The 23,529-nt window shown below is 34.8% G+C and carries 29 protein-coding genes; 15 read left to right on the top strand and 14 right to left on the bottom strand.

The genetic code is table 11. The features are described 5' to 3' along the window. Positions 1 to 94: 94 nt before the first annotated feature. Entirely contained in the window at positions 95 to 727 is a 633-nt protein-coding gene (locus ABC361_RS01540; RefSeq protein WP_413072341.1) for an SdpI family protein, read from the bottom strand. Between the two features lies 1 nt (position 728). Continuing rightward, positions 729 to 1,001, bottom strand: a complete 273-nt coding sequence (locus tag ABC361_RS01535) for an autorepressor SdpR family transcription factor (RefSeq protein WP_255224425.1) — start codon at positions 999 to 1,001, stop codon at positions 729 to 731. Positions 1,002 to 1,648: 647 nt separating this feature from the next. On the opposite strand from ABC361_RS01535, the gene ABC361_RS01530 reads away from it, so the two are divergent. Then, positions 1,649 to 2,965: a hypothetical protein gene (locus ABC361_RS01530; RefSeq protein ID WP_375079208.1), complete on the top strand. Its 1,317-nt coding sequence runs from the start codon at positions 1,649 to 1,651 to the stop codon at positions 2,963 to 2,965. A 57-nt stretch (positions 2,966 to 3,022) separates the two neighbouring features. Here ABC361_RS01530 and ABC361_RS01525 read toward each other — a convergent pair whose 3' ends face one another. After that, positions 3,023 to 3,313, bottom strand: coding sequence for a hypothetical protein (locus ABC361_RS01525; RefSeq protein ID WP_255224423.1), 291 nt, complete (start codon positions 3,311 to 3,313; stop codon positions 3,023 to 3,025). A 591-nt stretch (positions 3,314 to 3,904) separates the two neighbouring features. On the opposite strand from ABC361_RS01525, the gene ABC361_RS01520 reads away from it, so the two are divergent. Both ABC361_RS01520 and ABC361_RS01515 read left to right on the top strand, forming a co-directional pair. After that, complete coding sequence (locus ABC361_RS01520; protein ID WP_255224419.1) at positions 3,905 to 4,471, top strand: recombinase family protein; 567 nt, start codon at positions 3,905 to 3,907, stop codon at positions 4,469 to 4,471. Positions 4,472 to 4,513: 42 nt separating this feature from the next. After that, the gene (locus ABC361_RS01515; RefSeq protein WP_255224418.1) at positions 4,514 to 4,801 is read left to right on the top strand and encodes an ArsR/SmtB family transcription factor; all 288 of its coding nucleotides are present in this window, start codon (positions 4,514 to 4,516) and stop codon (positions 4,799 to 4,801) included. A gap of 41 nt (positions 4,802 to 4,842) precedes the next feature. On the opposite strand, the gene ABC361_RS01510 is transcribed toward ABC361_RS01515, so the two are convergent. Together ABC361_RS01510 and ABC361_RS01505 are read right to left on the bottom strand one after the other, a co-directional pair. Continuing rightward, the gene (locus ABC361_RS01510; protein ID WP_255224417.1) at positions 4,843 to 4,980 is read right to left on the bottom strand and encodes a hypothetical protein; all 138 of its coding nucleotides are present in this window, start codon (positions 4,978 to 4,980) and stop codon (positions 4,843 to 4,845) included. A gap of 14 nt (positions 4,981 to 4,994) precedes the next feature. Further along, positions 4,995 to 5,897: a permease gene (locus ABC361_RS01505; RefSeq protein ID WP_255224416.1), complete on the bottom strand. Its 903-nt coding sequence runs from the start codon at positions 5,895 to 5,897 to the stop codon at positions 4,995 to 4,997. A 252-nt stretch (positions 5,898 to 6,149) separates the two neighbouring features. Between ABC361_RS01505 and ABC361_RS01500 the strand changes: the two genes are divergently transcribed. Together ABC361_RS01500 and ABC361_RS01495 are read left to right on the top strand one after the other, a co-directional pair. Continuing rightward, positions 6,150 to 6,446 carry a carboxymuconolactone decarboxylase family protein gene (locus ABC361_RS01500; RefSeq protein WP_255224415.1) on the top strand — a complete coding sequence of 99 codons (297 nt, stop codon included), beginning with the start codon at positions 6,150 to 6,152 and terminating at the stop codon, positions 6,444 to 6,446. Between the two features lie 10 nt (positions 6,447 to 6,456). Continuing rightward, positions 6,457 to 7,674 carry an ATP-grasp domain-containing protein gene (locus tag ABC361_RS01495; RefSeq protein WP_255224414.1) on the top strand — a complete coding sequence of 406 codons (1,218 nt, stop codon included), beginning with the start codon at positions 6,457 to 6,459 and terminating at the stop codon, positions 7,672 to 7,674. Between the two features lie 18 nt (positions 7,675 to 7,692). Here ABC361_RS01495 and ABC361_RS01490 read toward each other — a convergent pair whose 3' ends face one another. After that, a complete protein-coding gene (locus ABC361_RS01490) occupies positions 7,693 to 8,943 on the bottom strand; it encodes a helix-turn-helix domain-containing protein (protein WP_255224413.1) in 1,251 nt (416 codons plus the stop codon). Between the two features lie 239 nt (positions 8,944 to 9,182). On the opposite strand from ABC361_RS01490, the gene arsL reads away from it, so the two are divergent. Genes arsL through vcpD form a run of 4 tightly spaced genes read left to right on the top strand, consistent with a single transcriptional unit; the run spans position 9,183 to position 12,675 of the window. Next, positions 9,183 to 10,457 carry an arsinothricin biosynthesis radical SAM protein ArsL gene (gene arsL, locus ABC361_RS01485; protein WP_255224412.1) on the top strand — a complete coding sequence of 425 codons (1,275 nt, stop codon included), beginning with the start codon at positions 9,183 to 9,185 and terminating at the stop codon, positions 10,455 to 10,457. After that, positions 10,451 to 11,176 carry an MIP/aquaporin family protein gene (locus ABC361_RS01480; protein ID WP_255224411.1) on the top strand — a complete coding sequence of 242 codons (726 nt, stop codon included), beginning with the start codon at positions 10,451 to 10,453 and terminating at the stop codon, positions 11,174 to 11,176. Before arsL ends, ABC361_RS01480 begins: the two co-directional genes overlap by 7 nt. 12 nt (positions 11,177 to 11,188) lie before the next feature. Next, the gene (locus tag ABC361_RS01475) at positions 11,189 to 12,295 is read left to right on the top strand and encodes a GTP-binding protein (protein ID WP_413072340.1); all 1,107 of its coding nucleotides are present in this window, start codon (positions 11,189 to 11,191) and stop codon (positions 12,293 to 12,295) included. A gap of 11 nt (positions 12,296 to 12,306) precedes the next feature. Further along, complete coding sequence (vcpD, locus tag ABC361_RS01470) at positions 12,307 to 12,675, top strand: ArsD-related vicinal cysteine protein VcpD (RefSeq protein WP_255224409.1); 369 nt, start codon at positions 12,307 to 12,309, stop codon at positions 12,673 to 12,675. A 29-nt stretch (positions 12,676 to 12,704) separates the two neighbouring features. Here vcpD and ABC361_RS01465 read toward each other — a convergent pair whose 3' ends face one another. From ABC361_RS01465 to ABC361_RS01445, 5 genes are all read right to left on the bottom strand, one after another. Further along, positions 12,705 to 13,139 (bottom strand): MarR family winged helix-turn-helix transcriptional regulator, encoded by a 435-nt coding sequence (locus tag ABC361_RS01465; protein ID WP_255225330.1) that lies wholly within the window; start codon positions 13,137 to 13,139, stop codon positions 12,705 to 12,707. A gap of 81 nt (positions 13,140 to 13,220) precedes the next feature. Continuing rightward, positions 13,221 to 13,709 carry an arsinothricin resistance N-acetyltransferase ArsN1 family A gene (locus ABC361_RS01460; protein WP_369682422.1) on the bottom strand — a complete coding sequence of 163 codons (489 nt, stop codon included), beginning with the start codon at positions 13,707 to 13,709 and terminating at the stop codon, positions 13,221 to 13,223. Between the two features lie 74 nt (positions 13,710 to 13,783). Then, positions 13,784 to 14,200, bottom strand: coding sequence for an arsenate reductase (thioredoxin) (gene arsC, locus ABC361_RS01455; protein WP_413072339.1), 417 nt, complete (start codon positions 14,198 to 14,200; stop codon positions 13,784 to 13,786). Positions 14,201 to 14,212: 12 nt separating this feature from the next. Then, complete coding sequence (locus ABC361_RS01450; RefSeq protein WP_413072338.1) at positions 14,213 to 15,508, bottom strand: arsenic transporter; 1,296 nt, start codon at positions 15,506 to 15,508, stop codon at positions 14,213 to 14,215. A gap of 16 nt (positions 15,509 to 15,524) precedes the next feature. Beyond that, positions 15,525 to 15,866: an ArsR/SmtB family transcription factor gene (locus ABC361_RS01445; RefSeq protein ID WP_255224406.1), complete on the bottom strand. Its 342-nt coding sequence runs from the start codon at positions 15,864 to 15,866 to the stop codon at positions 15,525 to 15,527. Positions 15,867 to 16,458: 592 nt separating this feature from the next. Here ABC361_RS01445 and ABC361_RS01440 point away from each other — a divergent pair. Then, positions 16,459 to 16,644 carry a hypothetical protein gene (locus ABC361_RS01440; RefSeq protein ID WP_413072337.1) on the top strand — a complete coding sequence of 62 codons (186 nt, stop codon included), beginning with the start codon at positions 16,459 to 16,461 and terminating at the stop codon, positions 16,642 to 16,644. Positions 16,645 to 16,707: 63 nt separating this feature from the next. Beyond that, positions 16,708 to 16,956, top strand: coding sequence for a hypothetical protein (locus ABC361_RS01435; RefSeq protein ID WP_413072336.1), 249 nt, complete (start codon positions 16,708 to 16,710; stop codon positions 16,954 to 16,956). Positions 16,957 to 16,994: 38 nt separating this feature from the next. Here the strand turns inward: ABC361_RS01435 and ABC361_RS01430 are convergent, their stop codons facing one another. Both ABC361_RS01430 and ABC361_RS01425 read right to left on the bottom strand, forming a co-directional pair. Continuing rightward, positions 16,995 to 17,852 (bottom strand): hypothetical protein, encoded by an 858-nt coding sequence (locus ABC361_RS01430; RefSeq protein WP_413072335.1) that lies wholly within the window; start codon positions 17,850 to 17,852, stop codon positions 16,995 to 16,997. A 91-nt stretch (positions 17,853 to 17,943) separates the two neighbouring features. Next, on the bottom strand, positions 17,944 to 18,486 hold the full coding sequence (locus tag ABC361_RS01425) for a hypothetical protein (RefSeq protein WP_413072334.1): 543 nt from the start codon (positions 18,484 to 18,486) through the stop codon (positions 17,944 to 17,946). 233 nt (positions 18,487 to 18,719) lie between these two features. Between ABC361_RS01425 and ABC361_RS01420 the strand changes: the two genes are divergently transcribed. The 4 genes from ABC361_RS01420 to ABC361_RS01405 all read left to right on the top strand — a co-directional run bounded on the left by ABC361_RS01420 (position 18,720) and on the right by ABC361_RS01405 (position 22,608). Further along, positions 18,720 to 19,103, top strand: coding sequence for a DUF722 domain-containing protein (locus ABC361_RS01420; RefSeq protein ID WP_413072333.1), 384 nt, complete (start codon positions 18,720 to 18,722; stop codon positions 19,101 to 19,103). Positions 19,104 to 19,202: 99 nt separating this feature from the next. Next, positions 19,203 to 19,637: a phage holin family protein gene (locus tag ABC361_RS01415; protein WP_413072332.1), complete on the top strand. Its 435-nt coding sequence runs from the start codon at positions 19,203 to 19,205 to the stop codon at positions 19,635 to 19,637. A 9-nt stretch (positions 19,638 to 19,646) separates the two neighbouring features. Next, positions 19,647 to 20,330: an N-acetylmuramoyl-L-alanine amidase gene (locus ABC361_RS01410; protein WP_413072331.1), complete on the top strand. Its 684-nt coding sequence runs from the start codon at positions 19,647 to 19,649 to the stop codon at positions 20,328 to 20,330. 76 nt (positions 20,331 to 20,406) lie between these two features. Further along, a complete protein-coding gene (locus ABC361_RS01405) occupies positions 20,407 to 22,608 on the top strand; it encodes a glycoside hydrolase domain-containing protein (protein ID WP_413072330.1) in 2,202 nt (733 codons plus the stop codon). A 96-nt stretch (positions 22,609 to 22,704) separates the two neighbouring features. Here the strand turns inward: ABC361_RS01405 and ABC361_RS01400 are convergent, their stop codons facing one another. Next, positions 22,705 to 23,382, bottom strand: a complete 678-nt coding sequence (locus tag ABC361_RS01400) for a hypothetical protein (RefSeq protein WP_413072329.1) — start codon at positions 23,380 to 23,382, stop codon at positions 22,705 to 22,707. Between the last annotated feature and the right edge of the window lie 147 nt (positions 23,383 to 23,529).

The following is a 23,529-nucleotide window of genomic DNA, read 5'->3' as shown; positions in this document are numbered from 1 at the left end:
ACTCCTTTCGACTTACTCTTTTTCATTCCCGCTGATCAAAAAATGAATCAAGTAAAAAGGAGGCTATCTGACAAAACATCAGTTCCTACACCCTTTAAGATTTTGAGACAATTTGCTGATATTTTATATAGGAATGAAGAACCCCGATAACCGCAACACATAATAAGATTCCTGTAGCGATTAACACATAATACTCACTAAGTGGAATAGCCAAGGGTAAGATAACAAGACCCGCAGCGAAAAACAAGCGACCTGTAAATCGATTTGATAATTCCCAGACTGTTTTGTTCTTAAGTGTCCACGTCGTTCTCAAACCGACCGTATGATTCATCCGCACTTTCGGCATGATATTCCCAAGTACAATGCACAATGACCCGATAATCAGCCCTCCATAAATTTGCTCATTTATCTCTACACCTAATCCATTTAATAGAATCAAGATATGCCCACCGAAAAAAACAGCCATGAATAATGTTATAATTGTTGATCTTGTTTCAGAAGAAACGCCATCTCTATTCGGATCAAACCTTAGAAACACTGCAAAAATGGTAATAACTAAAATCATGACTGCAGGCATGGTCAAAACACCTAACCACCGCGGTACGGTTGCACTGGTTTCTCCATTTTGCCATTGAATTGCTAGTTCTTGATCGAGGTAAGGCCATGTAAAAAGGCTAACAAGTATGGCAAGAAAAAAGATTGATAAAGTTACCCAATAATTCTTCATTTTACTTCTCTCCTTTTTTGTTTATAAGTGTATGCACCCAAACCAATAAATCTTGGAAAACGGTTGTATTCAAAGTATAGTAAACGAATTGCCCTTCTTTTTGGCGATGCACTAAGCCAGCTCTGTGGAGTGACGATAAGTGGTGAGACATATTAGGTTTCGTTAAACCTAATTGCTCAGCAAGTTGTCCTGCAGATAACCTTCCTTGTTCACCAAGTACCGATATAATGTTTCTTCTCGTATCATCATCTAAAGCTTTAAACAACTCATTCATACGCAATCCTCCATAATTAAATAATTAAACAATCATTTAATTACTTACTATCGTATAACAAAAATAAAACTCTATCAATGGTTAATTTTCTGATTAAATTAACTATTTTACAGTTTCCAACTCTGAACAACACCAACATCTTTTTAGAGATCGGTGCACATACCGCTTACATCCTTTTCTTGTTTTATGTCTCGCTTAAGCGAACCCAATGTAAGCCATTAAACAAGTCACCTTCCAAAATTCATTTGTCGTACAAGTCAAAACGTACAATTCAATAAAAATGAAAAGCCTTCGCTTAACAGGATTTTTTGCAATTTTCTTTTTGTATACTTAAAGTACACCCAAAACAGACGATCTGCAATACTTTTTAGTTGTTAGGTTGAGTTGTCTAGAATTAGAATATTTATCTCATAACATCTATATTTAGAGATTTCCCTGAATCTTTAAGACTCCAGTTGTTGTTTAGCCTATACATCAACAGTAAATGAAAGGAATAAATTGTAACATAATGTAAAATTTAAAAATAATTATCCCTATTTAAGATATAGTCCTTAATATTCTTTTATATATTTTGTGAATCTATGGGGTTGTTTGTAATAAAATGTAATGTTAGCATTACGAATGTAAATAATTCAAAGGAGCTTTTTATGAATAAAAATTTAAAGTTATTAAGTGCAGTATCTGTTATTGGTCTATCTCTATTTTTATCTGATAAAGTAGCAAACGCTGAGGATTCCTTTAGTTTTGAAACAACTAATAACTCAATTGATTTAGACTGGGCAGATGATGCGGAATATTATGAGATTTATTTAAATGATAATATTATTTGGTCTGGTACAGACGACAGTTATACGATTAGTGAACTAGATCCAAGTTCACAATATCATATTACATTAGCCAAGTATGACGAAGACAAAAATTTCTTGGATTTTGACTACTATAGAATTTCAACGAAGGATAACGCAAACGTAATGAGGTCTATAGATGAAGAATCTATACCCGGGGTACAAAGCTATTCACAGATACATAATAACGAAGAAGTAGAAGTTAGTTGGTCTGGATATATTCCAAATGATTCCGATGTATATAGGATCACTAGAGACGGTGAAGAAATAGGAGAATCTTCCAATAAATCTTTTACTGACAAGAATGTAACTCCAGGTGAGGACTATCTGTATCAAATTCATGGAAAAACTAAAGTCGAGGATTCCAAAATTGAAGAAGGAAAAAAAGCGTTAGAGAATGAAAATATAGAAATAACTGATGAAACTCTTGAAGCGCTATCGTATGAGCCCTATACTGTAGCTCGACACGTTTCTGTTCCGGAGAACGATCTTGAGCAACACCTATCTACACAAAACCTAGTAGAGACTCGCTTCGGAATACAATATACAACCTTTTTACAAGACGAATATGCTCCAATTGGTGCAAATGACATTTGGGAAATACCGGCTAATATTGGATATATGGGTGGCGACAATAGAGGGTTTGATATGTTTAATGATAATTTTAGAACCAGATCAAACATCTATGCTAACTTTGATTTAGGTATAATTGGTCCTGACTTTGCGAATGGTGCCAATAATTCTGGTATACAAGTTGGTCCTACTTCTAGATATGACCGAAATTATAATTTAATAGATACTACAACTCAAACAGATTATAGATCAGAGATAGTCAGATCAAATTTTTCTGGTGGCGTGGCGCAATGGCGTTATGAACATTCGGTAGGAGTTCCTCTTTTTGGCGGTGCACCTCCCAATATTGATTATGACATTGCTGTTAGCATAAATCGTAATGGGAGTGGATCAATAAACGGTTCGCATGATCAAGCACCTTCACATGAGATTGGTGTGTACATACCTTATTCTGGGGTGAATGCAACGTTATATACTTTTGAAGAAAGAGGAATTCAATATCTAGCACCCGTTTTTCCACAAGCAAATTATAGATTAGGTTTCTAATTAAAAAGAGTCGCTTCACAACATTATTGTGAAACGACTCTTTTTTTTAAAAGCCCTCTAAAATCTTTTTTTAAATCCATAAAACAGAATAACTTTTACAATAAATATAATTGCTAACATTGGAACTGCATAAATACTAATTAAAATGACGAGAAAAAAAGCAAATGTTCCCTGAATGTCACCTACTATAATTACAATCAAGAATATTGCAACAATCGCTAATATCGTTAGGCACTCTGGCTTCCAACCTACATTATTACACTTTTTTTTGACAATCAAAAACATTATTCCATACACTGAAAACACTAAAATTAAAGCTAAGAAAAAGCCAAAAAAACTATCGGACATAAAATCCCCCACAAATAAAAGTTAAAGCACGGTGTTATTCTAACACAACACATTATATTTCTTAACCGGTAAAATAGTCATATAAAAAGCAGTCAACGCTAATATTTTGATACTGCAATTGAAACGCAAAAATATTAATTTATACCGGAATTGTGCATGCGATTAAATATATTATCCCGGGCTATTAAAAATAGGGAAACTAATTATTTTGTAAGACTTCAACTTTTTTCTTTTTCTAAATAGCAAATCTAAGTGCATTAAATCCCAATCCTTCATGAAGTAAAGCACCCACTTTTGATTTGTTAATCGATCTTCAGTCAATAGTAAATGATCAAAATCAAGTTATTGCGATTGCTGCTAGAGGTAAAGATATTGTGCCTAATGAAATTATCCCAATCAAACAGGCAATTGAACTTTATAATCGGCATATGGAAAGTGTTAAGGGTTCAACAAACGGTTAATTTAAAAATTGAATAATGGATATACAAAACAGTGTCATTACTCTACAGTTTTGACACTCTTTTTTAAGTGCTGTAAAATCAATAGATACATAGGTGTCATAACTTAGGTTCATAAACAGAGGTGATTTTTATGAAATATGGCTATTGCCGGGTATCTACATCAGGTCAATCATTAGAATCGCAAGAACATTCGGTTTTATTAGCTGGAGCTGAAGTTATATTTAAAGATACGTACACTGGTACAAAAGTAGACAGACCTCAGTTTCAAACATTACTAAGAAACATAAAAGAAGACGACACACTTATAATTACCAAGCTTGATCGTTTTGCTCGATCCACATTGGAAGGAACAAAAATTATTAAAGAGCTTTTCGAGAGAGGTATTACCGTTAATATTTTAAATATGGGCTTGATTGAAAACACACCTAACGGCCGCTTAATTTTTAACATCTTCATGAGTTTTGCTGAATTTGAAAGAGATATGATTTTAGAACGTACTCAAGAAGGTAAAACAATTGCAAGGCAGCGTAAAGATTTTCGAGAAGGAAGGCCGAAGAAATATGGAAAGAAACAGATTGAACATGCTTTGATATTAAAAAAAGATCGCTCTTATAAAGAAGTAGAAGAAATTACTGGAATATCGAAAAGCACATTAATCCGAGCAAAAAAAAGTAAGAACATAGATAAAAGCATTTAAGGTCTAGTTAACTAGTAGCACATATTTACGAGGTGAATATAAATGGTAGCTGAAGATCAGCTTGAAATTAAATTTAAAGCTATTTCTCATCAGAAGCGAATAGATATAATAAAATTTATTTCAAAGGAACAACAAAATGTCGCTTTTTTAAAGATATTAGAGGAATTTAATATAAAACAATCAAAGCTTTCTTATCATCTAAAAATATTATTGAATGCTCATTTTATTAAAGCATCTTTTATTGGACGTCACAGCTATTATGAAATTAATGAGATCGAAATCAAAAATTACCTTTCTACTCAAGCGTATTCAGTTTTAACAGGTCAATAACAAAAATAAAAACCCTCCATATGAGGGTTTTTATTTTTAAATTAAGCCTTATTTATACTGTCTTCTTTTTCACCATCACAACTGCAATTTTCTTCTTCTTTTACCTCAACAATTTTCACATTACAACAATCATTATCTTTCTTATTTCCACCACCGAAAATTGAATTAAAAAGTCCCATTCATTACACCTCCTTTAAAAATTTAAGATTAGAAAGAGATACCCGGAAAATGAAGCAACCAAGAATACAGATACGACGAAAGCTGCAACAAGTTTTGTTTTAAAAATGCTCTTTAACATAACAATTTCAGGTAAGCTCGCTCCCGCGCCACCAATTAAAAGAGCCATCGTTGGTGCAATTGGAAATCCTTGAACTAAAAGCGCTTGAGCAATTGGCAACATTGTTGAAAGACGAATATATAAAGGTACGCCGATAATGGCCGCTAAAGGAATAATCCACCATTGGTTCTGATCGGCTATAAAGCTAATTAGTGACATTGGGATAGCTTCTTTAATAATTGCACCGATTAAGGCACCGATTAAAATGTAGACTAAAACCGTCTTCATTAGTGAAAGGGTTTCCCTGACTGATTCTTTAATATTTAATTTTAAATTCTTTCGTCTTGCTCTGTCTTGTTCCGGTAATGAACCTTGTACAGCTACTTTTTTAATATATTTTTCAAAGTTATATTTATCGAGCAGCCAAGAAATAATCATTGAGAATATTAACGTGGAGATCGTATAAATAATTGTTACATTCACCCCATATATGTAAGCCATTAAACCCAAAATCCATGGATCCAATAATGGAGAGGTGAAAAGAAAAGTCATACTGGCTTGAAAAGGCACTTTTTTATTAATCATTGTGACTAAGAAAGGAAAAGTGGAACAAGAGCAAAATGGTGTTACGAAACCCAAGAATGCACCAGCCAGATTCCCGATAATTGGATTTTTGCTCGCCATCCACTTGTTAAGCTTATCAAACGGTACGTATGCTTGAATAAAGTTGATAAATAAAGTAATTCCAATAAATAAGACCAATAAATTTTTACTTAATGACAAGAACTCTAAAAAAATATCTCTTAAAACATCTGACAAGTGCGTACACCCCTTAAATTGCAAAATGCAAATATGTTTTATGTTTTTATTTCCTTTTAAACAGAATAAAAAGGATTATCAACATTTATCTTTCGTAAATTAATTGTAATATGCAACTAAATAATTGTCAATATTTATTTGAATTGACTAATTAATCATTCGATTATACAATTTCATTGTTAACCAAACTAACTTTATTAGTTTAATTAACAAAATGACTACATATGTTAATTTATTTTAGGGGGATTAAAGATGTTACATTTTAATAGTGAGCTTAATGAAATTTTTGACCAATTTTCCGCAAAATCGATTGAAGGCGGGACATTAAGTGACAGAGAGAAAGTCATTAGCATTTATATTGCTGGTTTGTTGACGAAATCGAACGCAACTATCAAAAATGCTATGATGCAGGCCAAGCAGTTGGGCGTCACAAATGAGGAATTAGGACAATTGAATGCAATAGCAATTATCGTTAATGCAACTAGTTTAAAACCCGATTTAAATACTTCTTCAAGCAATAACGACAATTTGTCGTCTTGTTGTCAGTAAGGATGCATTCATGGCTAATAATCAGTACGTTATAACCATAAGTCCTAATCAGAACGAGTTATCGATCATAAAGGCCAAAGGGTATAAAATCATTCTATTAAAGACCAATCTTTCTTTTGATGAGGTGATGTCTGTTGACGTACCCATTGAGATGAATATTAATGACGAGGAGTTGGTTTTAAAAAGATGTTTGGAACTAAATGAAAAGTACAACATTGCAGCCGTCTTTTCGCTCAACGAATATCGTGTTGTGTTGAGCTCGAAAGTCGCGACTGCGTTAAATTTAAACCATCATTTAGAGCCATCAGCTGCTTTGCTTTGTCAAAGTAAGAATAAACTACGTCAACATTTAAATGACCGCAATATTTCCTATGTGCATTATGAGAGCATTTGCATTAAGGGCGATTCATGTGCATTGAGTATTAAACACATCAATTTCCCCCTTGTCATAAAGCCCTCTAATGATTCCGGTAGCAAAAATATATTTTTTTGTACAGATGAGAAAAGCGTTAGTGAAGCAATATATAAACTAAAAGAAGTGAAATATAATCATGTAGGTCAAGAAATAGAGAAAGAGATCTTAGTTGAAGAGTTTTTAGAAGGACCTGAGTTTAGTGTGGAAAGTTATACAATAGACAGTGAAACTAGAATTGTTGGGATTACCAAAAAAGAAATCTCAAACTATCCTTATGCATTTGAAGTGGGGCACCAATTCCCTGCTACTCTTGGAAAGGATGATTCAACTTCTATTGAAGACTTGGTCTCCATCACTCTTGAAGCTATAGGCTTTAACAATGGTATAGCACATACTGAGGTAAAGCTCACTGAAAAGGGACCAAAAATAATAGAAGTAAATGCACGACCAGGTGGCGACAGGATTATGGATTTAGTTCAGCATGTTCATCACATTGATTTAAAACAGCTTGCTTTTGAAATAAACCTAGGTACGAGTAGTCTACCTTGCCTTCACAAACAGAAAGAAGGTAAAAAGTCTGCTTCAATTCATTTTTTTTACGCAGAAGATGACGGAATTGCTTCGTTTCAAGAAGTGGTTACTAATCAACAGATATTAGAGTCTAAATGGTATATTCAAAATAAAACACCTGTTAAAAAAACTACAACTAATTTCAACAGGTTAGGGTATGTAATTGTAGAAGGTAACTTGGACAACACTCTTACGATTAAACAAGCTTATAACTTACACATAGAAACCCCCTCTTTAGTATAAAAGACGGGGTTTCTTTATCTAATTTGATTTTCTATAATAATCAGCTGCCACTTTATAATCATTCTGTTCAAAATAAGCATTTCCAATTTTAAACATGATCTTTTTAAAATGTTCATGATCTGATGTTTTGAAGTATCTTCCAGCTTCTAGATAGAACTTAACTGCTTCTTTAATATTTACCTCGCTATATACATCTCCCAGTATTTCAGTAGCTTGTGCTTTAAACCTATTTTCATCTTTCATTGTTTTAACCAACTTACAATGTTTTATAGCAAGATCTCGATTGTTTTGATGCAAGTATGATTTTGCGAGTTCAACATGCGTATTCATAATGTTAATCTCTTGGCTGTCATCGTAAAGTTTTATTGCGCTTTTTAATAACAACTGGGCATGATAATAATTTTTCTGATACATGTTCAAGATGCCATAGTTCGTATAAACTTTTGCTTCACTTTGGCTAGCTCCCTCAAATTTATAAAATTGAATTGCTTGCTCATAGGAATTTTTAGCATCTTCTAATCTTCCAATTTCCATGTAACAAATTCCTAATGCCATAGCAATATCACCAGCTTTATAAAAGAGCCGTAATTGTTTGTTTAAGTCCTGTGTCTCTTCTAAAAAATTAATTGCCGAGTAATACTCCTTTAATCTACCATGTAGAACACCCAAGTTACTTAACAAAGAAATTTGCGTCGTTTCATTGACGTTTGTTGTTAAAATTAATTTATAGCCTTCGTAAAGCTTAGTCAAAGCAATGTCATTTTTACCTATTTTCCCATATGCGTTGCCTAAAGAATCGTAAGAACGGACTCTTTCTGAACAATACTCTCTTTTATCTTCAATATACTCAAGGCTTTTTAAAAAGAAGGGGATGGAATGAGTATAATCCCCTTTTAACTCAAAGTATTTGCCATGAATCCAATTGAGTATGCCTTTGTCGAAGTCTGTAAGAAACTCTTCGTTCAAATAATCTCTTGAGTTAACTAATTTATTAATTTTGCTCAGGTTATCCTCAAGAGCTCCTCTTTCCGCTAGTCGGATTTCTTTTTTAATATCCGCTAATAGTAAGTCTCTGTTTTCCGAAGACTTATAAAAATCATTGATGTCACAACCTAATCTTTTACTAAGTTCGTCTAATACATCGTAAGAAGGATTAACAGTTCCTTTTTCAATTTGGCTTAAATAACTGCGGTTTACGAGACCCTCCGCTAAATCTTTTTGTGTAAGCTTCTTTTCTAGTCTTAATTCTTTCAAACGTTGGCCTAACATTTATATCACCTCAATATTAACAATTATAACATTTGTTAATATATTTTTGTTTATGTTAATTAAGTTATTGACTATTTAAATTCTAACGATTATTATACGTATATGGAATTGTCATAAAATTAACAAGGATGTGATCTTTTGAAAAATCAGATTGGTTATTTTCTAATTATGTCATTAATTGTATTAACCACAGTTAGAATGGACCCTATATGGCCTTAATAAAAAGGAGGTAAGAACACTTGAAAATTCTATTAGTTTCCAGCTTTGAAGGTGGTTTTCAGCCTAGCACTATTGCTACAGCTGCTACTCCCCTCATAAAAGACGGACATGACGTGCAAGTTCTTGACACGTATGTTGAAGGGATTGTTGAAAGTAAATTCGAAGGTAAAGATTTAATTGCCATTTCAATTCCGTTATTTGATGCCGTTCATGCCGGTGTGGAATTGTCAAAAAAAGCAGCTGAGATTAACCCTACTGCACACGTAACATTCTTTGGACAGCATGCCACTATTAACGCTCGTAGATTCACAGGGAAATATAGTCATTCTTCAGTAACCGGTGAATGGGAAAAACCACTACGCCTTTTAGCACAACATCTTGAAGGTAACTACGAGGGGGATATTCCTGGATTAGTTACAGCTGAACATATTATTAATGAGACGCATATTGCTCCATGTATGGATCGAAAAAGTTTTGATCTACCTTCTAGATCCATTCTACCAAGTTTACACAAGTATCCACAGAAACAAATTAATCACCTTTTAGGGTCAGACCAAGTAGTAGGTTCTACCGAAATTGCACGCGGTTGCCATCACAGATGCTTGTATTGTTCCGTATTTGCCGCTTACGGTGGAAAGGTTCTATTAATACCAGAAGATATTGTTATTAACGATGTGCGAAATCTTGTTGAAGATGGGATGACTCATTTAACATTTGTAGATGCTGATTTCTTTAATGCAAAATATCACGGTATTAAGATTATAAGAGCATTAAATAAGGAATTCCCGAATCTTACTTATGATTTTACAACAAGGGTTGACCATATCTTAGAGAATAAAGAAACATTAGTAGAATTAAGGAATTTAGGTGTTAAATTTATTACTTCAGCGCTGGAATTCCCTTCAGAACAGGTGTTAGACGAAGTCGCAAAAGAAACTTCCGTAACAGACATAGAAGACGCTATTTGGTACCTAAAAGACATTGGCATAAAACTAAACCCTACTTTTATAATGTTTAATCCATGGACGTCATTAGACGATTTAACCCACTTTAGATCATTCGTTGATAAAAATGATTTAAATCAATACATAGATCCAATACAATATGAAACGAGACTTTACTTATACAAGGGTTCTCCACTATTAAATCAACAAAGTATAAAGAATCTAGACCTTACAGAACACGAATTTCACTTTGATTGGAAACATCCGAATCAAGAAGTTGATGAACTCTATTATGAGATGTTAACACCAGCAGAAGAAGGCATCTTTAAAAGGTGTTGTCTTAAATGTTAAAACAGGAAAGGGAAAATTTAAGCCTTTCTTCTCCAACGGAGTTAAAGACCGTACCAACAATTTCAAAAGCACCTACAATTGCAAACAAATTAACGGCAGAATTTCTAGGAAGTTTTTGTCTTGTGTTTATCGGAACAGGAGCTATCATCGTAAATACCATGACAGGTGATTTAACACATTTTGGAGTTGCGATTAGTTTCGGTTTGGTCGTTTTAGCCATGATTTACTCCTTTGGCCATGTTTCCGGTGCACATTTTAATCCAGCTGTAACGATTGCTTTTCTTTATTTAAAAGAAATAACGAAATTTGAAGCCGCTTTATACATATTGGTGCAAATGAGTGCTGCGGCCGTTTCAAGCATTTTTCTATTCTTTATTTTCGGAAATATTGGAAGTTTAGGTTCCACGACACCTTCGGGCACTTGGCAACAAAGCTTTGTTTTGGAGCTTATTTTAACGACCATATTAATGTTGGTCATACTAACTTCTGCTGTTCATAAAAAAGCCAACAAATCAATAGCTGGAATCGCCATTGGAAGTACGGTAGCAATCGGTGCAATGTTTGGTGGACCAATAAGCGGAGCATCCATGAATCCTGCTAGATCGTTTGGGCCAGCCATTATTTCAGGCACAACTGAATTTCTTTGGATTTATCTTACAGCCACCGTCATAGGTGCCATCATCGCATGCTTTTTTTATAAGATATTATCTACAAAATAGGAGGAAGACGATATGACAGCAAAGCTCGTCCTTTTAGGAGGCTTTCTAGGAGCAGGTAAAACAACAACGCTTATTAATACTGCTAGGAAATTAGAACAATCTGGCCACGTTGTTGGAATTGTAACGAACGACCAAGGGAAAGAATTAATTGATACGGAGTTGGCCAAGTCTAGCGGCCTGGAACCAAAGGAAATTACCGGGGGTTGCTTCTGTTGTAAATTTGATGATCTCTATGCAAATATGAATGAGTTAATGGAAGAGAAAAAGCCAGATTTTATTATTGCTGAAGCTGTAGGAAGCTGTACAGACTTAATAGCAACAGTGATACAACCTCTTAAACAATACTATTCTAAAGAATTTAAGACAGCGCCTTTAACGATCGTTGTGGATCCCGAAAGACTTTTGGGAGATTTGGAATTAAGTAATGATGAGACACCAAATTTCTCTCAATCAGTTGATTATATCTTTGAAAAACAACTAGCAGAAGCAGACATCATCGCAGTAAATAAGAGCGACATTCACTCACCAGAGGTTATTGCTAAGGTTAAAAAGTATCTACAAAACCGATATCCTCAGACAGTTATTCAAGAGATCTCGGCTTCTGCTGATCATAATTTAGATGAACTCATTTCAATTTGGAAAACTTCAGATGTTGGTGGCGATAAAGTCTTAGACATTGATTACGACATTTATGCTGCAGGAGAAGCAAAATTGGCATGGATGAATATTCTAGGTGACATTCACGCATCTACATCTATAGATCCTCATGTATGGGTTCAAACGTTTCTAGACAAATTAAGTGCGCACATTGAAAGAGAAAACATGCCAATTGCACATCTTAAAGTACATGCAGGCTTAGAAAACAATGGTTTCGTGAAGGCAAGTCTTGTTAAAACTGGAGCAGCAGCTACATATACTGTTGAAAATGCTCAATCTGCAACATTTATTCGATTGGTACTAAACATTAGAATTGAGACTGAACCAGATAAATTAAACCTCATTGTTCAAGATTCAATAGAGTCTACGAACGAAAAAGTGGGCACGACTTGGAACGGTACTTATCACGAATGCTTTAGCCCGCTACCACCTGAGCCGATCCACCGTCTACAAAAAGTTTAGGAGTGTTGTAATTGAATAAGCTCGGTTTGATTGAAATTTTCCCTAGAGTCAATGCAAGTACTTCAGAATGCGATCCCATGAGTGGAGAAGAATGTTGTGATGAGTTAGTTACCGTTAATGAAGGGGATGCTTTAAAAGAACAGTTGGTCAGTTATTACAATGATAACTTAGATGTTCTTGTCTATGATTACAGCGTTCCTATGGATAGAATAATGGCTCAAAAAAAATTAAAACCGCTCTTAGCAGAAGTAGGGTACAGCAGTATTAAAGGAGACCATATCTTGCAATACGCTACTCCAGCAATTGTAGTGAATGGTAAACTCCTTTCATTTGCGACGGAGCCAAATATTGATGACGTGATTGGAAAACTAATAAGCTAAGAAAAAGACACCGGATTACGGTGTCTTTTTTAACAACAGCTATTTGTTTTTGCCATTGCTTTATTTAGTATCTCCATTGAATTAATCACAGTTTGTGCTTCAAACTCACTCATATTAGAAAAAATGTCCTTTATATATTCGTTCATCTCTTCATCAATAGATTTTACTAACTTATTACCTTCCTCAGTTAAGGATAAGATGAAGATGCGCTTATCATCTGGGTTTGGTGTTTTTAGCAATAGTCCCTGTTGAATGAGTTTTTGAATCTGTCTGCTAAATGTTGTTGCATCGATTCCTAGACTTTCCGATATTAGTTGCATAGAAGGTGTATGATTTCGGGAGACTTCATATAAGATATGGCTATGAATGACTGAAACAGAAATCCCCTCTGAACTGCAACAATTCTTATTTAAAAGGCCGAATCTCCTTGTGGTAACCTGAAATAATTCTCTTAAATCTTGAATTGAATTTTCCATAAAAAATCACCTCTACTCTTTTATAGCTCAATTAATTGTATAATGCAACTATTTTCGTTTGTCATTGCGTTAAAGAATCTTTTCCATTATCATAACGTCTACATATTTACCGTCTAAATACCCTTGGTCTTTATAAACCCCCACTTCTCTATATCCCATACTTTTGTACAGATTTTGGCCAGTTGAATTAAAAGGGAATGTATTTAATATGATTTTTCTTATGAGTGTTCTAGAACGTTTTTCAATATCTTGCATTAACAATTTTCCGTACCCCTTGCCTCGATACTCTCGGCCTATGTAGATCGATAAAGTGGCCACTTCGTCGTAGACACTACGAGTAGAATAAGGATTTAAAGACGCCCATCCAATTACATTTTCTTTGTTTGTTAAAATGATAAGTGGGTGCCTTTTACATCGTTCATAAAAATAATCCTGTATAAAAGAAAAATCTTTTACTTCTGTTTCTAATGTGGCTATTCTATCAATTATTCCTTCATTATATATATCTAAAATTCTGTTTAGATCTTTAGGTTCGGCCGAACGGATCGTAGTAAACAAGATGATTTCTCCTTTATAAAGAATATATCACTGCAAAAAACACAGAATCCCTTTGGGAAACTGTGTTCTTTAGATTATTTTCCTGTCTCTTTAAATTCTCTTATTCTTGAGCCAATCTCATCACGCACTCGTTGGAAAAATGCCCATTTCTCTTCCTCATTTCCCACTGCTTTCGCAGGATCGTCAAAACCCCAATGTTCTCGTTTAACATGTGGAGGAGTCATTGGACATTTGTCTGCTGCGTCCCCACATAAAGTCACAACTAAATCAGCGCTATTTAGGATTTCACTGTCAATAACGTCAGAAGTTTGATTTGTAATATCAATATCTACTTCAGCCATTGCTTTTACTGCATTGGGATTAAGCCCGTGAGCTTCTATTCCAGCACTATATACACACCAAGCATCACTTAAATAGTGTTTTGCCCATCCTTCTGCCATTTGCGAACGACATGAATTACCTGTACATAAAAAATAAATTGTCTTTTTCATTTTATTTCTCCTTTAATAAATTAATAATAACCACATATAGAGTCCAAGTAGTGTAATAAACAAAACAGGAAGAGTTATGATAATACCTGTCTTGAAATACGTTCCCCACGAAATTTTTACACCTTTTTTTGATAAAACGTGTAGCCATAGAAGAGTAGCTAGAGAACCAATTGGAGTAATCTTCGGTCCCAAATCAGCTCCAATAACATTTGCGTAAATTAAGGCTTCTTTTGTCAGTCCCGTTGTTCCTGATTCCGCAATGGCAATGGCATTAATTAATACTGTTGGCATGTTATTCATAATTGAGGATAGAATTGCGGCAATAAAACCCATTCCCATAGTTGCGGCAAACAATCCTTTATCGGCAACCATAAAGATTGCATCTGCTAGTACATCTGTTAATCCAACATTACGAAGTCCATAAACAACGACATACATTCCTATGGAAAAAAACACAATGTTCCATGGTGCGTCCTTTAGTACCACCTTCGTATTTACAGCCCGACTTCTTCTCGAGATCAGTAAGAAGATAATTGCAATTGAGCCTGCAACAAAAGATACTGGCACTTCTATAAACTCGCTTACCAAATAACCAAAAAATAGCAGTCCTAAAACGATCCAAGAAATACGGAACATTTTTGGATCTTTAATTGCAAGTTCCGGTTGTTTCAACTCAGAGTAATCGTAACGTCTAGGTATGCTTTTTCTAAAATAAAGGAGCAGCACAATAATGCTTGCGATTAGAGCAAAGAAGTTTGGCACGATCATTCGAGTCGCGTACTCAATAAAACCAATACCGAAGAAATCAGCAGATACAATATTAACTAAGTTACTGACGACAAGTGGAAGCGACGTTGTATCTGCAATGAAGCCACTTGCTATAATGAATGGAAAAACCATTTTCTCATTGAAATTTAATGAACGTACCATCGCTAATACAATTGGAGTTAATATGAGAGCGGCACCGTCATTGGCAAAAAAAGCAGCAACTACTGATCCAAGCAAACAAACATAAATAAACATTAAAACAGCGTTCCCTTTTGCCACTCTGGCCATATGCAAAGCCGACCATTCGAAAAAGCCTATTTCGTCAAGAATGAGCGAAATAATAATAACAGCAATGAATGTAAGCGTAGCGTTCCAGACAATATCTGTTACTTCAAGCACATCTGTAAAACTGACAACACCAAGCAAAAGAGCCAGAACAGCACCAGCACAGGCAGACCAACCAATGTTCAAATTCCTGGGTTGCCATATGACAAAAATTAAAGTCACAATAAAAATTGATGCTGCTAAAAAAACTTCCATTAGTAAAAATTCCTCCCTAGCACTTCGCAAGCCCTTCTCTGTCTAAAGCTTGAAGGTAGCGTTCATCCTGATCGTCGCTGTGTTCAAGCAAATCTTGAATGATGGGGTAGTATGAAGATCTCTCGTTTAGTGAAAAATATCTCCACTGTTCTTTCCTTTCTTCAATAAGTAAGCCTTGCTCTTTCAGCTTCCGTAAATGTTGACTGACAGCAGGTTGACTTATGCTTAACATCTCAACAAATTCACATACACAGAAAGCCCTTTTCGTTAAAAGCTTTAGCATTAAAAATCGATTTGGATCAGCTACAACCTTTAGACAAGAAGAAATATCCTTTAGGCTTAATTTTTCTTTTATCATTTGTTCACGCCCCTATTCAAAACACATTATATAAGCAATAGTTAATATAAGTCAATGGTTATGTAATGTGTATGTTTCTTCCTAAATTCAACATCACTATTGCATTATGTTTGTTATAAGTACACCCTATTCATACAGTATTCAATAGTTTATGTTCCGTTAATCTTCTTTAATTTATTTAGCGTGTACTTAATTTGCTGTTTAAAACGATTCATATGTTTGCCAAACAGTTGTAATTTCTTTATGCATTATTATTTCGGAAAAAAATATCCCGGTCACATCATTGATGTTTTTAAGTTGTTCTTGTTTAAAGTATCTTGTACTTTATTTAGACGAATACCTGTTCATTATTAACTAAAATTAACTTAAATAAATCACAACGATTTATTAATTCTATTAAAAGGAGAAATTATTTATGGCTACTATTTATCGATCTTATAACCGTCAGATGCACGGAGGTGGAGGAGTTCTTAGACCAATAGACACTGCTATTACTCACAGTATTTCTTCACACAATAATGTCCTTGTTTCTGTTTATAATTGTGGGCCTTGTGTTGCTAGTTGTACCTATGTAAACAGCAGACTACAACGTATGGTTACATCTGCGGTCTGGGAAACAATTGGATCAAGACCTAATAGAGAATTTTGTGATCCACAAGTAGGACCTGGTCGAGTCGATGAGACGTATACAAATGTGAGGAAGACCGGAGCCGCTATGCGAGTCATATGGGGTCTGCAAAATGTTAACAGTACTTCACCACAGTTTTATCATTCTTAAACTGTCTTTTAGCGCATTTTAACCTAGACACTAAAATTCAATAAAAACTCTGGAGGAAAAATCATGATTACTTTTAAAAAACAAGGTGACGATAATATTCTTATGATTGAACAAGAAGAGGTCTTAGTTGATAAAGAGAAGATTTTGGAAGGTCAATTCTTAGCCATTGTCAGCTATTTGGATAAACAAGAAAATTTACTAGAAGCTGAACTATTTTATCACTTAGATGAAAATGAAGTGAATGAATTCCTTGAGTCAATTAAAGAAGGGGTACAACACAAGTACCAATTAAGCGAAGATCTTTTTGTTTAAACTAAACAACAGAGGTAGCCTAAAGGCTACCTCTAATTTTATTTATCTGGGAGAGTCTCTACTAAGCGTTCAATGTTGTTCGTTGCTTCTATTACATATTTATAGGCTTCCTCATAATCATGATAACTTATGGAATCAGCAACCTGAACATACTGTCTTGTTTCAGATGACCATAAATGCAATTCTTGGTATTCTTTTAAATAGGGTTCTATATATTCAAGCTGTGTTTCAATCCGATCAATTGTAGCTTGTAAAGCTCCCCAACCTTTTGGTAAACTATTCTCTTCCTGATTGACCGTATAGAATGAGTCATCAGTTAAATATGTATGTTCTTCCTCCGTTAACTCTTCTCCAAGTGAGTCTACTCGCTCACCGTTAGGAGATACGAAACCGTCGGTATATAATTCTTTAACAATACTCATGAACAAACCGACAGCTTGGGTTTCAAAAGGTTGTATAGGATCAAGCGTGTTCGAATCAAATCCAAAAATATTGGTACTCGTTGCCATATTGGTATCCTCATCAAAAATGAGAAAGTTCTTGTAATAGATCTCACTTTCTGAAAAATCATAATCAAGATCCACTTCTCCATCTTGCTCATAGTACTCCCTGGCCTCATCAAGGTTTAAGCGACCTTCTTCTGGAAGCTTAAATGTATGGAAAAACGTTTCAATCTTAGTGTAATCCTCTTGATCTAATTGAGATTCTAAACTATATAAATCTCGTTCGACATTATCCCAATCGTACTCGTACCCAATAGTAACTGAATCCTCGCTTGAATGATCGGCTGTTGATGCTGTATGATCTGATGTCTCACTATCTTCAGTATTTATGCTTTCATTAGAACAACCTGAGATAAAGAGCAGCAATGGAACAAATAAATATCTATATTTCATAATTAAGCCACCTTTCTGTAACGTAAATTTTACTGATGTTCGTATGACATTATCACTACGGTTTGCACAGCATTAAGTGGTATAACAGCATTTAAATATCACCTACTTCAATCGATTCATCTACGTCTATTTCACAAGCATACCTTACCTCTCCAATAGACCCTATTTCTTCAACCCTCACCCTCTCTGAAATATCACCGTCAATCGTGTTCAGCGAAACCTCAATTGCTAATTGATCTTCTTCTACAAAATAGAAACTTGGAATATCTGTTTTTTCTCCATGTAGCTCGGCTACTATTTGATTATTACAATTTGGTCCCATATATTCAAATTCCTTTGGTATAAAGAGTTCCTTTATTTCACTTAAAGCCTCTTCAATCGATTCATGAGATGTAATTTTTCCATTAACTGCTCTCGCTTTGTATTCCTCATCAAAAGCATTAAATTCAACATGTAAATGACCGCTTGGAAAGAATGCAGTTGGAAAACCTTGTGACTCATCTAATTCAAAATCGCCATAAACGCTTTCAAAATCGTCCAATGAATCTCCTATTTGTGCTACTTTTTCAATGCCAGTACATCCACTAAGAAATACGAACAGAAAGAACAGATACGCACCAAAATAAACCTTCATAATATCCCCCTTTTGCATGAATTTTTATTTATTAGCAATGATAACACACTGCTGATTTTCAAATCATCTAGTTTAACATTGTGCAAAAAATGTATTTATTTTGAGGGGATTTTTGATAATTTTGTATTACTAATCTCATTAGGCTATAGATTGAGATTTTAGTAATCCTTACTTATAATAAGAACATATGTTCTTATTATAAGTAGACTATTTTTTATTTGGAGGCGATAGCGATGAACCCAACAAAATTAAGACAAGCAACCGTGAAACATATTGAAAATGAAATCAAAGTGATTAAAGAAACTGAGCATGAAATTGCCTATATGTTAAGGAATGGATTTTTAGATAAGAGTTTTACTCATGAAAACAACAAAACAATGACAATGGCGTTTGTAAATAAAAGAATAAGAAAAATGGAGGACATCGTTTCTGTCATAAAACAAACTTACGATGAGTCGCCGGAAGAACAACAACAAGTAATTAAATTAAGGTATTGGAGCAATAAAAATTTAACATGGGATGGAATCGCATTGGAATTAAATATGCATCGAAACACCGCTCACAATTATAAAAATGACTTTATTAAGTTAATTGCTAAACGATTGGGGTGGATGTAATGTTAAAACTTTGTACAAATAAAGATGATTTTTCACTTATCGTTTGTAAATAAAGAGAGCTAGCGATGCTAGTTCTCTTTATTTTAAAGGAGTGATTACTTGGAGAGCGTATTTAAAATTACCTTTAGCTTACTAGCAACTGTTTTTACATTTTGGACAGGGGGATGGGATATATTGATTCAATATTTACTAATCTTCGTAATGATCGACTATATTACGGGCATGATAAAAGCCTATAAAACAAAACAACTCTCAAGCAACACAGGATGGAAAGGATTAATAAAAAAAATTATTATATTCTTTGTAATAGGCATTGCCCACACTTTAGACATTTTACTAATAGAAAGTTCAATTAACGAATTGAACGGTGAGGCTCTACCTACTCTAAGAACCTTGGTCATTTGGGCTTATATCATTAATGAAATACTTTCAATTCTTGAAAATATTGATGAGAGCGGTATTTATATACCGCCATTTCTCAAAAGAATCCTGATTCATTTAGAAAGAAATACTGAAAATAAATTTAAAGAGTAGGTGCTAAAAATGAAATTAGAAAAAGAGTTTATTCCATTAAGTAACAGTAATCGTCCTGGAACCATTATAAATCCCTCATATATCACCATTCATGAAACAGCCAACATTTCGACTGGTGCAAACGCTAAAATGCACGCTAGCTATCTAAAAGGGACAGACGCTCAAAATAGACAAGTTTCTTGGCACATTACTGTTGATGACACACAAGCTATTCAACATCTTCCATTTAATGAGAAAGGTTGGCATGCTGGGTCGAACGGAAACAAGCAATCCATTGGAATTGAAATCTGTGTCAACCAAGATGGTAACTTCGAAACAGCCAGAATAAACACTCTTTCAGTTGTTCGTCAAATAATGAAAGAGTTGGGAATAGATGCTGCATCGATTGTTTCACATAAGCATTGGACTGGTAAAAACTGTCCTGCTAATCTCTTAAACTCTTGGAATGGATTTATTGACGATTTAAATATAGATGAACTTGGTACAGATCTGAAACAAATGTTGAAAGTCAAAGCCGAATCCCTTTGGGTTTACAATAAGCCTGATTGGAATAGCAGACACAAAACAGTGAATAAAGGTGAAGTATTTACTATAAACAAAGAATTGATGGTAAACGAATCATGGATGTATCAATTAAAAAGCGGATTATTCATTACGGCTAACACCAACTATATAACTACTTGGAATCAGTAATCGTGTACTTTTCTTGTACGATCTTAAGCTAAATAAAACTTAGACTTTAATTATTAATAAAGAAGGAGTGAATAAAATGGATAATAATACAACACAGACCAATTCAGGAGATCCTTGGGTTCGTTCAGTTCAGCAGTGGGTAAATGGAACATATGAAGGGCGCACTAGCTTTGAGAATCCCATTGATGTTAACGGGAGAACTGGTTGGACCACTGTCTATGCGCTAACAAGAGCACTACAATTAGAACTTGGCATTACGAGCCCAGTTAATAACTTTGGACCTTCTACACAATCGGCTTACCGAGCTTTTGGAGAGTTAGAAGAAGGTGATGGAGCAGAGTTCTTTGAAGATGAAAAAACACACAATATTTTACGTATTTTAAAAGGGGCTATGATTTGCAAAGGGTATGATCCAGGTGGATTTAATGGTTATTTCAACGAAGTAACAAAATCAAGTATCCAAAACCTTCAACGAGACGCTGGGTTACCTATTCAAGACGGGAAAGTTTACGTTCATGTTATGCAAGCACTACTGACAATGGATGCATATCGTCTAACTCCAGGAGGAGATACAACCGTTCAAGAAATACAACGTGCACTTAATAATCGCTATTATGAATATTCAGGAGTGAATCCATGCGATGGACATTACCAACGACAGACCAATAGAGCCCTTATCCACGGGTTACAAACTGAGATTGGAATTCCAAAAGCATCACAAACTGGAGCAATGGGTCCAGCAACACGAGCAGGTCTACCAAACCTTCATCCAGGTACGACCTCGCCTTTTGTACGATTATTTAAGTATGCGCTTGTTTTTAACCGGTATTCCGTACCTAATTTAAATGCGAATTGGAATTACAGTGATACTAGCCTGTTAGACATCATTAATTCATTTCAGCGGTTTACGATGCTTCCTATAACCGGTTATTTAAACAAAGACACGTGGTTGTCTCTATTGGTGAGTACTGGAAATCCAGATCGTCCTGGAACCGCATGTGACACAAGCACCAGGGTAACTCCAGCTAGAGCAAAAACACTAGTGGACAATGGGTACACTCATGTAGGGCGCTATTTGACAAATGTAGAGGGAAGCACTTTCGATAAAAAACTCTACCATGATGAAGTTAGAGACATATTAAATGCAGGAATGTCCATTTTCCCTATTTACCAGTTAGATGGGCGCAATGCCAACGACTTTGATTATAATACTGGTGTTGAGCATTATAAAGCAGCTTATCAAGCAGCGCTAGATTTTGGTTTTCCTGGTGGAACAACCATCTACTTCGCAGTAGACTTTGATGCTTATGGTCATGAAATAAATACTCAAATTATGAACTATTTCCGAGGTCTAAACGCTGCAATGCATTCATTCTTTGGAACAATCTACCACATCGGTATATACGGGCCACGAAGCGCGTGCATTGCTATCAGTGAAAGACATTTAGCTAAGTATAGTTTTGTAAGTGGAATGTCAACTGGATTTAGCGGAAATTTAGGCTATCCACTCCCACAAAACTGGGCTTTCGATCAAATTAAAGAATTTACAATTGGTTCAGGTGCAGGAGCTATTGCTATAGACAATAATATTAATTCTGGACGGGACCCAGGAACTGCTGAATTTAATCGACCAGAAAAAGTGTTTGGTTTTGAATCAAATTGGGGACACCTCGAAACTTCCTTCAACGAAGGATGGACTTTGAGTGACAAAGAAATCTTAATGGAAACAGGTGCGAATAAAGATTTCAGTAGGTCCTACCCATATTCCACAAGGTATATTGATGGATTTCTTTCAGGTCGAATTTTCTTCGGAAATCCTAAGCGAGAATGGTTTGAACTTGGGAATATTACTTCAATAGATGGGCTGTATAATCAGGCTAGAAATTGGACAGAACAAATCGTGTCGGCTGCACCAGGTAGCGTTACTATTGAAATGGTAGACCGGACTATTACAAATCTTTTAGCCCCAGATGGCGACCAAAAGGTTCTGGAAGTTAGTTCACGAATTGCAGGTCTAGATGAAAATGGTTGGAACTATGTCGAAATTGAAGTTCGACATGAAGTAGCCGAGCTTGTGCATGTGTTTGAAAAACTAACGGTCAATCGTATTCGGTTTAATGACTGGTGGGATGATAACATACAGTTAACTCCTTTAGAGATTACAGAAGGATTATTTATTTTATTTGTTATCTTATACAGCATACCCGTTGGTGCTGCGGCTGGATTACTTTTATTAGTTCGACGAACCATTGGTCGATTAATTTCTCAATTAGTCTAGACTTATTACGCGAGTTCCAATTAATAAGCTTGAAAAAGCATCAAAACTGGTTAGACCGACGATATAATATCGTCGGTCTAACCTTATAAAAACAATTCAATGATTTAATCTGCCTTGCTCTTCGTTAAGTAACCTCTCTACCTCTTGTTCTGTTAAATATTCAAGTCTTATCAATATATCCTCATTATCCGCTCTTCCTTGATGCATTCTTCTGGTGACTGTTTTTCCAACATCAGGACAGTGAAAGACTAGTTCATTATTTACTGAAAGTTTTCTTTCTTGTATACAGTCCTCAAAGATCTGTTCACCTGTATTGACGGTGTAAAAGTTTCCGTCAAGCATACTTGTTTCATACTCTGTTGACCAAACATCTTTCGACAGTTGGATATGTTTATTGATTATCGTAGCAACTCTTATATCTCCTTCGAGTTGATTTTTTTGACTATCCTTAGTTAGATCAAACGCCATTGTGTCAAGATTCATGTCAGACTGAGTCAGTGTGTATACGATATAATTCCTTTCTTGATTGCTGATGTGTTCATAAGTATGATGTGCGGTTCCTTCATCCTCATTTTCATCTCGAAATCCAGTTGACTCTAGATATTTGACTGTGGAAACAGGCTGTAGATACTCTCTTAAGTCTAAAGATTCTTCATCGTAAGGACCCTGAAGGGTGATCGTCGTTTCTCCTTCAAATTCATATAAATCAACGAACGTTTCCCACTCTTCATCAAACTTTTCTACGCCTGTTTTTTCCAGTTCTGTATCATTCATGTTTGAACAACCATATAGAAATAAAAATAAAACTAAGTTTATTGAAAATATCTTATGACGCAATATAAATCCTCCCTTATTTAAAACATTACGGAAAACCATAATCCTGTATTTGAAAATCCCTATCCAACTTCAATACAATCTAAA

It is taken from the genome of Shouchella phoenicis (assembly GCF_047238345.1).
Lineage (GTDB): Bacteria > Bacillota > Bacilli > Bacillales > Bacillaceae_D > Shouchella.
Note: the sequence above shows the minus strand (reverse complement) of the source record. Positions and strands in the feature narration are given on the sequence as shown.